15 protein-coding genes are annotated in these 15207 nt (G+C 74.3%); 4 read left to right on the top strand and 11 right to left on the bottom strand.

Annotated features, from left to right (window positions below; all coding sequences use genetic code 11):
* Nucleotides 1–12: 12 nt before the first annotated feature.
* Genes WBN91_RS06100 through WBN91_RS06115 form a run of 4 tightly spaced genes read right to left on the bottom strand, consistent with a single transcriptional unit; the run spans nt 13 to nt 5725 of the window.
* Nucleotides 13–2382: a serine/threonine-protein kinase gene (locus tag WBN91_RS06100; protein WP_337722138.1), complete on the bottom strand. Its 2370-nt coding sequence runs from the start codon at nt 2380–2382 to the stop codon at nt 13–15.
* Between the two features lie 40 nt (nt 2383–2422).
* The gene (locus tag WBN91_RS06105; protein ID WP_337722139.1) at nt 2423–3499 is read right to left on the bottom strand and encodes a hypothetical protein; all 1077 of its coding nucleotides are present in this window, start codon (nt 3497–3499) and stop codon (nt 2423–2425) included.
* Between the two features lies 1 nt (nt 3500).
* A complete protein-coding gene (locus WBN91_RS06110) occupies nt 3501–4472 on the bottom strand; it encodes a glutamate ABC transporter substrate-binding protein (protein ID WP_337722140.1) in 972 nt (323 codons plus the stop codon).
* Nucleotides 4469–5725 carry a hypothetical protein gene (locus tag WBN91_RS06115; protein WP_337722141.1) on the bottom strand — a complete coding sequence of 419 codons (1257 nt, stop codon included), beginning with the start codon at nt 5723–5725 and terminating at the stop codon, nt 4469–4471. The genes WBN91_RS06110 and WBN91_RS06115 overlap by 4 nt, the downstream gene beginning before the upstream one ends.
* 103 nt (nt 5726–5828) lie before the next feature.
* Here WBN91_RS06115 and WBN91_RS06120 point away from each other — a divergent pair, with 103 nt between their 5' ends.
* On the top strand, nt 5829–6560 hold the full coding sequence (locus WBN91_RS06120; protein ID WP_337722142.1) for a metallophosphoesterase: 732 nt from the start codon (nt 5829–5831) through the stop codon (nt 6558–6560).
* 74 nt (nt 6561–6634) lie between these two features.
* Nucleotides 6635–7570, top strand: a complete 936-nt coding sequence (locus WBN91_RS06125; protein ID WP_337722283.1) for an NADP-dependent oxidoreductase — start codon at nt 6635–6637, stop codon at nt 7568–7570.
* Between the two features lie 3 nt (nt 7571–7573).
* Here the strand turns inward: WBN91_RS06125 and WBN91_RS06130 are convergent, their stop codons facing one another.
* Together WBN91_RS06130 and WBN91_RS06135 are read right to left on the bottom strand one after the other, a co-directional pair.
* Nucleotides 7574–8152 (bottom strand): pyridoxamine 5'-phosphate oxidase family protein, encoded by a 579-nt coding sequence (locus WBN91_RS06130; protein WP_337722143.1) that lies wholly within the window; start codon nt 8150–8152, stop codon nt 7574–7576.
* Nucleotides 8136–8681, bottom strand: coding sequence for an antibiotic biosynthesis monooxygenase (locus WBN91_RS06135; RefSeq protein WP_337722144.1), 546 nt, complete (start codon nt 8679–8681; stop codon nt 8136–8138). The genes WBN91_RS06130 and WBN91_RS06135 overlap by 17 nt, the downstream gene beginning before the upstream one ends.
* Before the next feature lie 97 nt (nt 8682–8778).
* Here WBN91_RS06135 and WBN91_RS06140 point away from each other — a divergent pair, with 97 nt between their 5' ends.
* A complete protein-coding gene (locus WBN91_RS06140; RefSeq protein ID WP_337722145.1) occupies nt 8779–9819 on the top strand; it encodes a threonine aldolase family protein in 1041 nt (346 codons plus the stop codon).
* Here the strand turns inward: WBN91_RS06140 and WBN91_RS06145 are convergent.
* The 4 genes from WBN91_RS06145 to WBN91_RS06160 all read right to left on the bottom strand — a co-directional run bounded on the left by WBN91_RS06145 (nt 9776) and on the right by WBN91_RS06160 (nt 12863).
* Nucleotides 9776–11038, bottom strand: a complete 1263-nt coding sequence (locus WBN91_RS06145) for an RNA polymerase sigma factor (RefSeq protein ID WP_337722146.1) — start codon at nt 11036–11038, stop codon at nt 9776–9778. The genes WBN91_RS06140 and WBN91_RS06145 overlap by 44 nt on opposite strands.
* Entirely contained in the window at nt 11038–11391 is a 354-nt protein-coding gene (locus WBN91_RS06150; protein WP_337722147.1) for a YciI family protein, read from the bottom strand. The genes WBN91_RS06145 and WBN91_RS06150 overlap by 1 nt, the downstream gene beginning before the upstream one ends.
* A 78-nt stretch (nt 11392–11469) precedes the next feature.
* Nucleotides 11470–12432 (bottom strand): zinc-binding dehydrogenase, encoded by a 963-nt coding sequence (locus tag WBN91_RS06155; protein WP_337722148.1) that lies wholly within the window; start codon nt 12430–12432, stop codon nt 11470–11472.
* Nucleotides 12429–12863: a MarR family winged helix-turn-helix transcriptional regulator gene (locus WBN91_RS06160; RefSeq protein WP_337722284.1), complete on the bottom strand. Its 435-nt coding sequence runs from the start codon at nt 12861–12863 to the stop codon at nt 12429–12431. The genes WBN91_RS06155 and WBN91_RS06160 overlap by 4 nt, the downstream gene beginning before the upstream one ends.
* 97 nt (nt 12864–12960) lie before the next feature.
* On the opposite strand from WBN91_RS06160, the gene WBN91_RS06165 reads away from it, so the two are divergent.
* Nucleotides 12961–14109 (top strand): MFS transporter, encoded by a 1149-nt coding sequence (locus WBN91_RS06165; protein ID WP_337722149.1) that lies wholly within the window; start codon nt 12961–12963, stop codon nt 14107–14109.
* Nucleotides 14110–14127: 18 nt separating this feature from the next.
* Here WBN91_RS06165 and WBN91_RS06170 read toward each other — a convergent pair whose 3' ends face one another.
* The gene (locus WBN91_RS06170; protein ID WP_337722150.1) at nt 14128–15204 is read right to left on the bottom strand and encodes a winged helix DNA-binding domain-containing protein; all 1077 of its coding nucleotides are present in this window, start codon (nt 15202–15204) and stop codon (nt 14128–14130) included.
* Between the last annotated feature and the right edge of the window lie 3 nt (nt 15205–15207).

A 15207-nucleotide genomic window follows, 5' to 3' on the forward strand; every position in this document is an offset into this window, starting at 1 on the left:
GCGGCGGTCCGGTCACACCAGCGTCCTGGGTCTGACCGCGTTCGCGCGGTCCACCAGCGCGATCCGCTCCTCCGGCGTGTCGGCCAGCCGCGCCAGCTGCCGGTAGCAGCGCTCCAGGCCCAGCCGCAGCCCCTGCTCGGTGAAGTCGCAGCCCAGCAACTCCTCCGCCGGCGGCGCGGATCCGTTGCGCGGCAACGACTCCAGTGCCGTGCGCAGCAGCTCCGCGGTCAACCCGACCCGGCGCGCCACGTCCAACTCCAACCCCGACAACCGGGCGCCCGCGGCGACCACGTCGTCGGGCGTGCCCCCGGCCTGCGCCCGCACCGCCGCCACCTGCGCCGCCACGTGGTGGCTGGAGGTCTCCGGCACCGAGTGCAGCACGGCCACCGCCGACTCCCGGTCACCGGCCGCGAGCAGCACCCGCGCCAACCCGAACGCCGCGCTGACGTAGGCGTGGTCGGTGCGCCACACCACCCGGTAGAACGCCTCCGCCGCACCCCGGTCACCGGCCAGCTCCGCCGCCACCGCCACGGCCAGCTTCGGCGCCGCCTCACCCGGCAGCACGTCGCACACCTGCTCGAACCGCTCCCGCGCCGCCGCCGCGTCCCCGCCCACCAGCGCCGCCAACCCCCGGTACCAGCCGGGCCGCCAGTCACCCGGGGCCGGGACCTGCGGGTCGTCGGGGTCGGGCAGCGGCGGCGACTCCAGCTCGTCCAGCTCCGCCACCGCCTCGGCCGCCCGGTCGGCCTCGACCAACGCCCGCACCACCTGCAACCGCACCTCGACCGTCTGCACCGGCGCCGCCCGCAACGCCGTGACCAGCTGGTCGGGGTCGCCGGTGGTCGCGGTCGCCAGGAACCCCGCCGCCGGGTCGGCGGTGTCCACCTGAGGCACCGGCAGGCACCCCGCCACCGCGCACGCCCCCGGCGCGCCCTCCGTGCCGAACGCCCGCCGCTCCGGCGTGAACTGCCGCGACAACCCCGGCCGCGGCACCTCGTCCTGCTGCGCCAACACCTCCCGCAGCACCCCGGTCAACTGCTCGGCCATGTCCTCCGCCGAGACGAACCGCTGCTCGGGATCGCGGTGCGTGGCCCGCAGCAGGAACCGGCGGAACGAGTCGTGCCGCACCAGGACCGGCTGGTCCTCCGGCAGCGACTCCTTGTGCCGGCCCCGGAAGTCGAACTGGAAGCACATCACCGCCAGCGCCCGACCCACCGTGTACAGGTCGGAGGCCACCGACGGACCCACCGTGCCGATCTCGGGCGCCTGGTAGCCGATCGTGCCGTAGATGGGGGAGTGCCGGTCGTCCGCGCGCCGCACCGCCCCCAGGTCGATCAGCTTGAGCTGCTCCTCGGTCTGGATCACGTTGTCGGGCTTGAAATCGCAGTACAGCAGGCCCACCCCGTGCAGGTAGCCCAACGCGGGCAGCACCTCCAGCGCGTAGGCGATCGCCTGCGCCACCGGCAGCGACTCCGACCCCGTGCCCGCCGCCCGCATCGCCTTGATCATGTCCTTGACCGACGTGCCGCCGACGTACTCCATCACGATGTAGTCGACCAGCTCGCCGGTGCGCCGGTCGGCGTGCCGCACGAAGTTGTGGATCTTGACGATGTTCGGGTGCTCCACCTCGGCCAGGAACCGCCGCTCGGCCATCGCCGCGGCCATCGCGTCGGCGTCCCCGGAGTCCAACAGGCCCTTGAGCACCACCCACCGGTCGCTCACCGCGTGGTCGGCGGCCAGGTAGATCCAGCCCAGCCCGCCGTGCGCCAGGCACCCCAGCACCTCGTACTGCTCGTGCAGCACCTCGCCGGGCTCCAGCTTCGGGGTGAAGGAGAAGTGGTGGCCGCAGTGCGGGCAGAACCCCTCCACCCGACCCGGCCGCCCGTCCCGGCCCCGGCCGACCTCCTTGCCGCACGAGGAGCAGAACCGCTTGGCCTCGGGCACCTCCGGGTCGTCCAGCACGGCCGTCTTCGGGTCCCGGTAGGGCACCCGCGGCACCTCCACCAGACCCGCGCCCAACCGGCCACGCCCCGACGACCGGGTCGACAGCGGACGCGACCGCCCCGCCGACGAGGTCGACGCCGTGGCCGACCACGGCGCGGTACCCGGCCCGGAGTCGAACTCCGGCGCCGCCGCAGCGGTACCGGACGACCCCGCCGACCCCGTGGAAGCCGCTGTCCCCGCCGAGCCCTTCACCGACGCCGAGCCCGCCGAACCACCGCCCGCGCCGGCTCCCGCCGCCCGGCCGCCCGCGCGGGCCACTCCCGCCGGCACCGGAGCGGGGGCGGTCTCGGGCAGCACAGGCGCTTCCAGGCCGCAGCGGTCGCAGAACCCGTCGTCCTCGATCCGCCCGCCGCAGCCCGTCCGCGGACACGTCCTCATCGCGCCCCCTCCGCTTCCCGTGGCCGCCGGTCGAGCGCCGTCATCGCGCCCCCTCCGTCCGGTCCAGCACCGCGCGCTGGTAGCGGCCCACCGCGACCGTCCCCGCCCGCAGGTCGCACGGCACCGCGGTCAGCACCTCGCGCGCCGCCCGGTGCAGCGCGGACAGCTCCGCGTCCTCGGCGTGACCGCGGGCGGTGGCCTTGGCGCGGTAGCCGTCGAGGCGTCCGCGCAGCTCGGAGCGGCGCGCCAACGACCCGGACAGGTGCTCCAGCACCGCCCGCGCCCGCGCCACCACGGCCTCCGCCGCCGATTCCACCCCGGCCACCTCCGCTTCCCGCACCTCAGGAAAACGCACCCGCAGCGCCTCCAGTGCCCCGCGCGGCCCGGAAACTTCCGGTACCCTGGGATGATCGCCGACGATGGTCGCCACCACCTCGCGGCGCACCGCGAGCGCCCGCGCCCGCAGCTCCTCGGCCTCCGCCAACCGCCGCGCCACCGCCTCGACCCGCGCGGGGAAACCCTCGTGCAGCGCCGCGACCTGCACCACCCGGCGCGCCAGGTCGTCCACGCCGGGGTCGGGGTCCAGCGGGTCGGACACCGCGCGGGCGCGCGCGGCGGCCACCTCCCGGCGCAGCCCCTCCACCTCGTCGCAGGAGACCAACCCGGCCAGCCGCCGCTCCAGCGGGTCCAGCACCGCCAGCCGCTCCGACCACGCCCGGTGGACCTCCTCGAACAACGCGGTCACCTCGGCGTAGTGCGCCTTCATCCGCGCCACCAGCTCCGCCACGGTCACCCGCTCGGCCGCCACCGCGGGCGAGGTCAACGTCCGCACCGGCACCGCCGCCGACAACACCACCTCCGCCCCGGTCAGCAGCCGCACCAGCACCGCCTCGTCCTTCGCCGCCCGCACCCGGTCCAGGAACACCCGGTAGGTGTCGAACCACTCCCACAGCACGACCACCGCCGCCTCGGCGCCGGCCCACCGCGCGGCCGTCGCCCCGGTCACCCCCGAGCCGCGCAGCAGCAGGTGACCCGGGTGGTCCTCCATCGCCAGCAGCGCCTGGGCCACCCGGTCGCTCTCCGCCAGCAGCCGCGCCACCTCCGCGCCGGTGTCCACGTCAGTCCCGGTACTTCGCGACCGGCGGCGGGGGCGGCTCACCCAGCCACCGCCGGTGGATCGACGCCCACGTGCCGTCCGCGCGCAGCCGTTCCAGCAGGGCGTTGACGAACCGGACGAAGTCCTCCGACGCCTTGGGCATCGCCATCCCGTACGGCTCGGCGGTGAACTTCGGCCCCACGACCTTGGTGTAGGGGTCCTGGGCGGCGAACCCGGCCAGGATCGTGTCGTCGGTGGAGATCGCGTCCACCTGGCCCTGCTGGAGCATCACCAGGCAGTCGGTCCAGTTCGGCACCTCCACCGCGATCGGCCGCGACGGCGCGTTGGCGACGTTGGCCAGCGACGAGGACCCCTTGGTCGCGCACACCTTCTTCCCGCCCAGCGACTCGATCCCCGTCGCCTCCGACGACGAGGGCACCAGCACCCGCTGCCCGGCCTGGTAGTAGACGGTGGAGAAGTTCACCTTCTGCCACCGCTCGCAGTTGATCGTCATCGTGCGGACGACGACGTCCACCTCGCCGTTCTCCAGCGCCGGGATGCGCTGCTCGGAGGTCAGCACCTTGAACTGGATCTTCTCCGGGTCGCCGAACAACGCCCGCGCGACCTCGCGCGCCATGTCGACGTCGAAGCCCTCCAACTGCCCGGAGAACGGGTTGCGGAACCCCATCAGGTAGGTGTTCTGGTCCACCCCGACCCGCAACCGGCCACTGCGCACGATCCGCTCCATCGTGGACCCCGCGGGCATCTGCCCCGCCGCCGGCGGCGCTCCCTGCGGGCGCAGGCTCGCCGTCGCGTCGCACGAGGGCACCGCCGCCGCGGCCGAACTCGGCGGCGCGGTCAACTCCGACGCGTCGTCCGGGCGAGGCACGACCGCCGACCCGCCCCCGATGTCCGGCGCCCCGCTCGGGACGGGCGCGCACGCCACGGCGACCGCCGCGACCACGCCGGTCAACACCGCCCGCACGCTCCTCATCGGTACTCCTTCAACCGCTGCCACAACCCCGCCGCCACCGCGACCGCCGCCACCAGCGCCAACAGCACGACCGCCGGCACCGCACCGGTCAACGCGCCGCGCGCGCCCGCGATCGTGTCGGTCAACCGTGCCCTCGCCGCCCCCAAGGACTCGCGCAGGTCGCCGTCCAACGCCTCGAACGCCACCGCCGACCCGTCCGGCCGCGACCCCAGCGCCAACCCCACCGCCGCGGTGTAGTCGCCGCGGTCGTCGGCCTCCCGGACCCGCTGGTGCGCCTGCTGCCACGCCTCGAAGTGCGTCACCGCCGCCCCCGACCCGGCCCGGTCCAGCAACCCCCGCAGCTCGTCCGACGCCGCCACGAAACCCTTCTCGTACTCACCGCCGCTGCCCCGCGCCACCAGCGTCAACGTCTCGTCGCGCCGCGCGGCCAGGGTCTGGATCCGCGCCTGCGCCAGCACGTCGACGACCTCGGCGTCGTCCCGGCTCGACGACGCCCCCGACACCGCCACCACCGACGCGCCCAGCACCCACAGCAGCGACAGCACCGCCGCCGCCGTCGCCGCGACCAGCCCCACGTTGAGCAGCCGGTTGGTCTTGCGGGTCAGGAACCGCTGCGCCGCCACCAACGCCCCGAGCAGCACCGCGCCCAACAGAAGCTCCAACCACGGCAACGCCGTCGCCCCGCCCAGGTCCCGCACCACGTTCGCGTTCTCCGCCCGGTACAGCGAGTGCGCCGCGGGCAGCAGCCGGTCGCGCATCAGCGTCGAGGCCTCCCGCAGGTACGCCGCGCCCACCGGGTTGCCCTGCCGGTTGTGCGCCCGCGCCGTCTCGACCAGCCCCGTGTACACCGGCAGCTGCTGCGACAGCGTCGACAGCGCCTCACCCAGCTCCGGCGACCGCGTGATCTCGCTGGTCGCGGTCGACAACGCCGCCGCGGCCTTGGCCACGTCCGCTTCGTAGCGCTGCCGCAGCGCCGCCGACTCCACCCCGCCGGACAGGAACGCGCTGGCCGCCGTGGCGTCGGCGTCGGCCATCGCCCGGTAGACCTCCTGCGCGGCGAACGCCAGCGGCTCGCTGCGGTCGGCCAACGCGGTCAGCGCGTCGGAACGCCGCTGCACCGAGGTCGCCGTCAACGCGCCGACCAGCAGCGTCAACGCCACCAGCAGCAGCGCCAGCAACGTCAGCCGGCCCGGCGTGCTGCGCGCCAGCCCGGTCACCCGGCGCACGGGGTTCCGCTGAGCCTCGACCAGCACGACCGCCCCCTTTCCGAGGTGATCGGCGCCACACGCCGCACCGTTAGCGTAGAGCGGACGTGATCGGCCCGGTGCCCGTTCGGGTGCGGTTAGGCTCGACGCCGTGTTGGTCTTCGCGCACCTCAGCGACACCCACTTCGACGGCGGAGCCCGCGCCACCGCCCGGGCGCGTCGCGTCCTGGAGCACCTCGACGGGCTGCCGGGTCCGCTGGACGCGATCCTCGTCAGCGGCGACATCGCCGACCACGGCCTCACCTCCGAGTACGAGCTCGCGCGCGAGCACCTGAGGTCGAAGGTCCCGGTCCTGGTGCTGCCGGGCAACCACGACGACCGCGGAAACTTCCGCCGGGTCCTGCTGGGCGGCCCGGCCGGCGACGGCCCGGTCAACCAGGTCGAGAAGATCGGCGACGTGGTCTTCGCGCTGTGCGACTCGTCCATCCCGGGCCGCTCCGAGGGCCTGCTGGACGACGAGACCCTGGCCTGGCTGGACGGGGTGCTGGCGCAGGGCGCGCCGACGTTCGTGTGCTTCCACCACCCGCCGGTGACCGTGCACCAGCCGAGCATCGACGCCATCCGCCAGTTCGGCGAGGACCGCCTGGCCGCCGTGCTGGCCCGCCACACCAACGTCGTGGGACTGCTGTGCGGGCACGCCCACACCGCCGCCGCCTCCACCTTCGCGGGCCTGCCGCTGCGCGTGGCGCCGGGCGTGGTCAACACGCTGCTGCTGCCCTGGGAGTCGGACGAGGTCATCGACCTGGACCTGCCGCCCGCCGTCGCGTTCCACGTGCTGTCCGACGACCTGCGCCTGACCACCCACTACCGGGTCGTGGCCTGAACCTTGCGGATCTTGGCCCGGTCCCGGGTGGCCCGCCGCCGGAGGCGTCGATGAGGATCGGGGCCATGAGCACCATGCGCGCCATCAGCCAGGACCGACTCGGCCGACCCGACGTGCTGCACGAGGTCGCCCTGCCCAAGCCCACCCCCGGACCCACCGAGGTCCTGGTCCGCGTCCACGCCGCCGGCGTCAACCCGGTCGACGCCAAGACCCGCGCCTCCGGCGGTCTGCTTGGCACGCCGCCGTTCGTGCTGGGCTGGGACGTGTCCGGCGTGGTCGAGGAGGTCGGGCTCGGCGTGACCCTGTTCGCGCCCGGCGACGAGGTCGTGGGCATGCCGCTGTTCCCGCGCCAGGCCGGGGCGTACGCGGAGTACGTCGTCGCCCCCTCCCGGCACTTCGTGCGCAAGCCCGCTGCGCTGGACCACCCGCACGGCGCCGCGCTGCCGCTGGTCGGCCTGACGGCGTGGCAGAGCTTGGTCGAGACCGCCGACATCCGGCCCGGTCAGCGGGTGCTCGTGCACGCCGCCGCCGGCGGGGTCGGGCACGTCGCCGTCCAGATCGCCAAGGCCCGCGGCGCGCACGTCATCGGCACCGCCGGCGCCGCCAAGCACGACTTCGTCCGATCCCTGGGCGCCGACGAGGTGGTCGACTACACCGCCGTGGACTTCGCCGAGGTCGTGCGGGACGTCGACGTCGCCTACGACACCGTCGGCGGGGACATCGGCGCCCGGTCCGTGCCGACGGTCAAGCCCGGTGGTCTCGTCGTCACCATCCTGGGCAAATCCCTGGACACCCTCGACGCCGCCGCGTCGGGCACGGACGTCCGCACCGCGGCCGTGCTGTGCGAACCGGACCGCCACGGCCTGCTCGCCCTGGCCGACCTGGTCGACCGGGGGCTCCTGCGCACCGAACTGGACACCGTCCTGCCGCTGGAGCAGGCCGTGAAGGCCCACGAACTGCTGGAGACCGGCCGCACCCGCGGCAAGATCGTGCTCACCGTCGAAGCCTGACCCTCACGGGCGCTGGGGCAGGGGGAGCGGGAGCGCGGGCAGGCCGTCGATGCTGGCGTGGTTGTGCGGCTTGGACTCGCAGTAGGCGCGGAACTGCTCGTCGGTCTTGCGGCCGAAGTGGTCGGCGTGCAGGGTCCGGTCCTCGCGGTAGTCCATCAACGGCACGGCGAACCCGCACGTGTCGCTGATCAGCTTCGCCGTCACGACCACCACCGCACGCACCGCCGGCCCGTCCGCCTCCCCGAACCCCGCCACCAGCTCGGTGAAGCGCGGGTCGTCGCGGAACACCGGCTCGCCGGTCCCGTGCACCCGCACGATGTTCGGCGGGCCGTCGAACGCGCACCACATGAGCGTGATCCGGCCGTTCTCCCGCAGGTGGGCGATGGTCTCGGCGTGCGACCCGCCGAAGTCCAGGTACGCCACGCGCTGCTCGTCCAGGACGCGCCAGGTGCCGGCGCGGCCCTTCGGGGAGACGTTCACGTGACCGTCGGCGGCCAGCGGTGCGGTCGCGGTGAAGAACACCGGCTGTGCCTCGATGAACTCCCGCAGCCGCCCGTCGATGCGTTCATAGACCTTGCCCATGATCACCAGTATCCGTGTGCCGGTAGCGCTGGACGGTAGAACTTTTCAACCCGTGGAACGCGTGCACCCGCTGCCACGCCGTACCCACGGCCACCGACCCGCCGCCCCGCTCGACCGCCTCGCGGTGCGCCGAGGCCGATTCCCACTCCGCGTAGTTGAGCACCTGCGACCCGTCGTCGCTGACGTGGAAGTGCCCGGAGATCCCGCCCGGCGGCAGGTCCGCCGACTCGGCCAGCGCGGCCACCACCAGGTCCACCCACTGCGCGCCGGTCCCCGGCTCGAGCTCGACCCGCACCAGCACCACGCACCCGGGCGCGCGGTCGGACCGGGACAGCGACCGGTACCGGCGGTAGGCGGTGAACCCTTCCCGCGCGGCGGCGCCGGCGAACTGGGCCACGGTCACCTCGTCGCCGTCCTCGCCAGCCAGGCGGTGCGCGGCCACCAGACCGGCGGGCCGGTCGTCGAACTCGTCGGCGAACGGCGCCACCAGCACCACGTCCGCGTCCGCACGGCTCAGATCAGGTCTCATGATCAGGACGCTACGAACCGGACGTCCGTCGCCGAATCAGTCGATCGACTGGAAACCGTGTTGCCAGACCCTGGCAGCACCGAACAGACTCGCGCGCATGGCACCCGAGATCCGCCGGTCCCTCGTCCAGCACTCCCGGCTGCGCCGCGACCCGCACGCCACGCTGCGCCGCCTGCTCGACCGCGTCCCGCCGGGCACCCGCCCCGACCAGCCGGTCAAGGACCTGGAGACCCGGATCGCCGAGCTGCTCGGCAAGCCCGCCGCCCTGTTCTTCCCCTCCGGCACGATGGCGCAGCAGGTCGCGTTGCGCGTGCACGCCGACCGCACCGGCCGCCGCACCTTCGCCGCCCACCCCACCGCGCACGTGGCGCTGTGGGAGCAGCAGGGCTACAACGCCGTCCACCACCTCGTGCACCGCCCGGTCGGCGACCCCAACGGCCTGCTCACCACCGACGACCTCGCCGAGGTCAAGGAACCGGTGTCCACCCTGCTGCTGGAACTGCCCCAACGCGAGATCGGCGGCCTGCTGCCCGAGTGGGACGACCTGGTCGCCCAGACCAAGTGGGCCGCCGGGCGCGGGGCGGCCACCCACCTCGACGGGGCGCGCCTGTGGGAGGCCCAGCCCTACTACGACCGGCCGCACGCCGAGATCGCCGCCCTGTTCGACACCGTCTACGTCTCGCTCTACAAGGGCCTGGAAGGCGTGCGCGGCGCGGTGCTGGCCGGCGACCGGGAAACCGTCGACCAGGCCGGAGTGTGGCGAACGCGACTCGGCGGCAACCTGCCCGACCTGTGGCCCCTGGCAGTGGCCGCCGACCTGGGCCTCGACGAGACCCTGCCCAGGATGCCGGAGTTCCTCGCCCACGCCCGTGCGGTGGCGGCGGCCGTCAACGCCGACGGCTATGCGCGTACCGTGCCGCACGTGCCGCAGACACCGTTGTTCCACATCCACCTGCCGGTGCCGCGCGAAGCGGTCCAGCCGGCGGCGGAGAAACTGCTGGAGGAGACCGGCGTCGAGCTGCCCCGCTTCCCCAAGTCGGTGGCCCCCGGCGTGTGCGCGCTGGAGCTGACGATCGGGCACCTCGCGCTGGAGTTCACGCCGGAGGAGGTGGCGGACCTGGTCCGCCGACTTCGCTGAGTGCGCGCGCCAACAGCTCCCGTTCCGCCGCGTTCCCGGCCAGCTCCCACGCCCGCCGGTAGGCCCCTGCCGCCTCGGCCACGCGACCCAGTCTGCGCAGCAGTTCCGCCCGGACAGCGTGGTAGTGGTGGTAGCTATCCATACACAGCGCGTCCACAAGGCCCATTGCGGCCTCCGGCCCGTCGACCTCTGCCACGGCGACCGCCCTATTCAGCGCCACCACGGCAGACGGCGCGCAGGCCATGAGCTGGTCGTACAGGGCCACGACCTGCCGCCAGTCGGTGGGCGGCGGGTCGCTGTGCACGGCGTTGACCGCCGCCTGGATCTGGTAGGGGCCCGGCCGGCCGCGGCGCAGGCACCACCGCACCAGCGCGCGGCCCTCGGCCAGCAGCCCGGCGTCCCACCGCGACCGGTCCTGGTCGGCCAGCCGCACCAGCGCGCCGTGCTCGTCCACGCGGGCGGGCAGCCGGGCGTGCTGGAGCAGCATCAGCGCCAGCAGCCCGACCGCCTCCGGCTCGTCGGGCATCGACTCGACCAGCAGGCGGCCCAGCCGGATCGCCTCCGCGCACAGGTCCCGGCGCACCAGGTGCTCGCCGGACGAGGCCGCGTAGCCCTCGTTGAACACCAGGTAGACCACGGCCAGCACCGAGCGCAGCCGGTCGGGCAGCTCGGCCTCGCCGGGCACCCGGTAGGGGATGCGGGCGGTGCGGATCTTGTTCTTGGCCCGCACCAGCCGCTGCGCCAGGGTCGCCTCGGGCACCAGGAACGCCCGCGCGATCTCCGCCGTGCTCAGCCCGCCCAGCAGCCGCAGGGTCAGCGCGACCCGGGCGGGCAGGTTGAGCGCGGGGTGGCAGCAGGTGAAGATCAGTCGCAACCGGTCGTCGGCCACCACGTCCACCCCCTGGTCGTCGGCCACCACGTCCACCCCCTGGTCGTCCCACTCGGGCTCGTCGCGGGCGTGCAGCAGCGCCGCCTGGGCGTGCTTGTCCTCCCGGCGGGCCTCGCGGCGCAGCCGGTCCACCGCCCGGTTGCGGGCCGTGGTGATGATCCAGCCCGCCGGGCTGGGCGGCGTGCCGGTCTCCGGCCAGCGCCGCACCGCCTCGGCGAACGCGTCCTGGACCGCCTCCTCGGCGATGTCGAGGTCGCCGAACACACGGGCCAGGACGGCCACCGAACGCCCGTACTCGCGGCCGAAGACCTCCTCGACCCCGGCCGACATCAGCCCGGCAGGGTGTGGAACGGCCGCACCTCGACCGGCAGCGTGCACGCCACGCTCATCCGCCGCCCCCACTCCAGCGCCGCGTCCAGGTCGGGCACGTCGATGATGGAGAACCCGCCGATGTGCTCCTTGGCCTCGGTGAACGGCCCGTCGGTGACCAGCACCTCGTCACCCTGCGGCCGGAGCGTGGTCGCGGCCTCCGGCCCGTGCAGGCCGCCGGCGAACACCCACACGCCCTTCTCGCGCATGTCGGCGTCGACGGCCTCCACGTCGTGCATGATCTTCTCCAGCACCTCCGGCTCCGGGATGTCGTAGCCGCTCGGCTCGATCACGCTGATCAGGTAGTGCGTCATGACGTCCTCCCGTTGGGTCGGTTCGCCCCCTACACGAACGGCCGGCCGCCGGATCGACACCTCCGCCGGAGAAGTTCGCTACAGCACCACGACGAGCTTGCCGACCCGGCGGTTGTGCTCCAGGTCGTCGTGCGCGGCGCGGATGTCCTCCAGCCGGTAGACCGTGGTCGGGCCGGGCGCGATCTCGCCCGACGCGAGCTGGTCGAGGTAGCGCTGGAGGACCTCGGCGGGCAGGTCGGAGGCCTCGCCGCCGTACGCGGTCAGCCGCACGCCCTTGGGCAGGTACCCGATCGGGTAGAAGTCGCGCACCAGCCACTCGTCGGACAGCATCCCGGTGAAGCACACCGTGCCGTGCACGCGGGTCGCGGCGAGCGTGTCGGGCAGGGTCGGGGTGCCGACCAGTTCCAGCGCCGCGTCCACCCCGTCCGGGTAGAGCTCCCGGACCTGCGCCGCCACCTTCCCGTCGTCGACCAGGGGCACGTCCACGCCGTGCGCGCGCAGCACGTCCAGGCGGTCGGGGGAGCGGGTGGTGGCCAGGACGGTCGCGCCGAGGTCCTTGGCCAGGGCGGTGGTGGCGAACCCGAGGGCGGACGTGCCGCCCCGGACCAGCAGGGTCTGCCCGCCGCGCAGGTCCAGGCCGGTGGTCAGCGAGCCGTAGGCGGTCTGGAGGGTCTCCGGCACCGCGCCCAGCACGTCCCAGGGCAGCTCGGAGCGGAACGGCACGACGTTGGCGCGCGGCACCACGGTGTACTCGGCGTACCCGCCGTCGAACACCCGGCCCATGCCGCCCATCATCGCCACCACCTGCTGCCCGCGCGGCAGGTCGCAGTCGCTGTCGACCTCGCCGGTCGCCTCGATGCCGGGCACGCGCGGGAACACCATGCCCTCGGCCAGCCCGAGCCGGCTGTGCAGCTCGGACCGGTTGAGCCCGAACGCCCGCACCCGGATCCGCACCCAGCCCTCCGCCGGCTCGGGCACCGGCAGCTCCACCACCGACAGGTTCTCCACCGGCCCCGGCCCGCTGAGCACGACGGCCCTCACGAGTGGTGCTCCACGATCCGGCCGAGCATGCCCACCAGCTCCTCCCGTTCGGCGGCGGACAGCGGCGCCAGCAGCGCGTCCTGCGCCCCGGCGAGCACCTCGTCCAGGTGCTCCAGGTGCCGCGTGCCCGCCTCGGTGATCGTGACGATGTTGCGCCGCCGGTCGGCCGGGTCCACCGCGCGCTCCACGAACCCGCGCTCGGCCAGCTCGTTGACCGCGGCCACCACGTCGCTGCGGTCCACCCCGCCGCGACGGCTGAGGTCGGCCTGGCTGGCGGGCCCGAACTCCTCCAGCGTGGCCAGCAGCTTGTAGTGGTAGCGACGCGCGCCGACCGCGGCGAACCCGTCGTTGACCAGGCGGGTGGCTTGCAGGGCCGCCGAGTTGAGCAGCCAACTGGGCCTGCCGCGCAGCCGAGCGGGCGCCCCTGTCATCTCCATGCGCCGCAGTCTACCCACTTGTTGGTCGCGCCAACGATCCACTAGCGTTGGTCCCGCCAACATTGGCTTGACCAACCTTTTTGGGGGAGACGTGCTCCGAACCGACACCCGCCGCTGGTGGGGACTCCTCGCCCTGGGCCTGGGCCAGCTCATGATCGCCGTGGACGCCACCATCGTGACCATCGCGCTGCCGTCCCTGCGCCACGACCTCGGCCTGTCCGACGACGCCACGCGCTGGGTCGTCGCCGGGTTCGCCCTCGCCTTCGGCGGGTGCCTGCTGGTCGGGGGCCGCCTGTCCGACCTGCTGGGCCGCCGCCGGTGCCTGGTCGTCGGCGTCCTCGGCTTCGCCGCCGCCTCCCTGCTGGGCGGCCTGGCCGTCGACGCCGCCACGATCATCACCGCCCGGGTCCTGCAAGGCCTGTTCGGCGCGCTCTACGCCCCGGCCGCCCTAGCGCTGCTGGGCACCTCGTTCACCACGCCGCAGGACCGGGCCAGGGCGTTCGGGATCTGGGGCACGATCATGGGCAGCTCGTCGGGCCTGGGCCTGGTCCTCGGCGGCACCCTCACCCAGGCGCTGGACTGGCGCTGGAGCATGTACCTGGGACTGCCCCTGGCCGCCGCCGCCCTGGTCGGCATCCTCACCACGGTCGTTCCCACCCCCGGCACCGGTGGCCGCGTCGACTGGGTCGGCGCGGTGCTCGCCACGGCGGGCCTGGCCGCGATCGTCCACGGCTGGTGGTTCGGCGCCGTGCTCCTGGTGGTGTTCTGGTGGCACCAGCACCGGACCCCCAACCCGCTCCTGCCGCCCCGGGTCCTGCGCCACCCGGCCCGCGCCGGCGCCTACCTGGCGGTCCTCGCCCTGTCCACGGCGTCGTTCGGAGCCCTGTACGACCTGACCTTCCACCTCCAGACCACCCTGGGGCTCGGCCCCGCCCTCGCGGGCCTGGCTTTCCTGCCCTACACGGCGGCGATCCTGCTCGCGGCCCACATCCGGGTGCCGTTCCCGCTGGTCAGCGGCCTGGTCGTGGCAGGGGTGGCGGTGGTGCTGTTGGGCGAGGGCAGCTACTGGACCTCCGCCCTGCCGACGATGGTGTTGCTGGGGTTGGGCGGTGGCTGGGTGATGTCCCACGCGAACAACACCGCCACCCGGGACGCGGGACCCGACGCCGGCGTCGCGGGAGCGGCGGTGCCGGTCAGCATGCAGGTCGGGGCGTCGATCGGCGTGACCCTGGCCGCCTAGGCCTGCGCCCCCGGCCGACTAGGCGTGGGCGCCGACCGTGACCGGGCCGAGGGTCGACTCCGCGCGCCCCTCCATCACCGCCCCCACCCGCTCCACCCGTTCGTCCAGCTCACGGCGCCGGCCGGAGGACAGCTCGGCGAAGGTCTCCACGGTCACCGCGATCCGCTTCCCCGACCGCCGCTGGTGCCACACCCCGGCGACCACGCCGTCCACCAGCACGACCGGGAAGTTCCCGGCCTGCCCGCCGCTGAGCGCCCGCTGCGCCGCCCGCCCCGGGAACAGCTCCTCCCTGGGGTGGCAGCCCACCGCGAACGCGTCGAAGTACGGCAGCAGCCACACCCCGCGCGGCGGCTCCGCCGGGAACTCCGTGTCACCCCGCACCACGAACCCGCCCGCGCACTCCTCGACCTCCGCCCGCGCGAACAGGCCGTCCACCCACCGTCTCGGCGCGCCCAGCCACCGGGCGAAGTGCTCGGGGAGGGCCGGGCCGTAGGAGCGCAGGTAGTGCTCCAGCAGCCGCACGCCGCCGTCCGGGTCCGGTCGCACCCCGCGCAGCCACCGGGCCGGACTGGTGTAGGCGGTCTTGCGGCCCTTGTTCGGCGCGTAGCACAGCGCGCCCCGGTTGGCCGCCACGCCCAGCGCCTCCATCCACCGCGGCCACTTGCCCTGGAACGCCTCCAGCACCGGGTCACCGGCCCACGGCCCGGTCCGGGCCACGACCTCGTCGGTCAGCTCCGCCGCGGTCAGCTCGGTGTCGGCCAGGGCGCCCGCGATCGCCGCCACCACCTGGTCGGTCTGCTCCGGCGTGAGCATGCTCAGCTTGACGGGCAGTTGTTCCAGCGCGCCCAGCCACATCGGCAGGTCCGCCGCCGGCAGCAGGTGCACCGTGCCGCGCGGGCCGCGGGTCTTGACCAGCGTCCGGTCCACCCACAGCGCGTCCCGGACGGTCTGGCGGGTCGCGTCGGCCAGCCGGATGCCGACCGACAGCTCCGCCGCCGAGGCGATCTGCGCGTGCGCCCCGCACATCGCCCGCACCACCTCGGCGGCGGACGAGCCCGGCGCCGTCAGGTGGTGCCGGGCCATCCGCCGTGCCACGAC

The sequence above is a fragment of the Saccharothrix sp. CCNWYY140 genome (assembly GCF_037401995.1).
Taxonomy (GTDB): Bacteria; Actinomycetota; Actinomycetes; order Mycobacteriales; family Pseudonocardiaceae; genus Actinosynnema.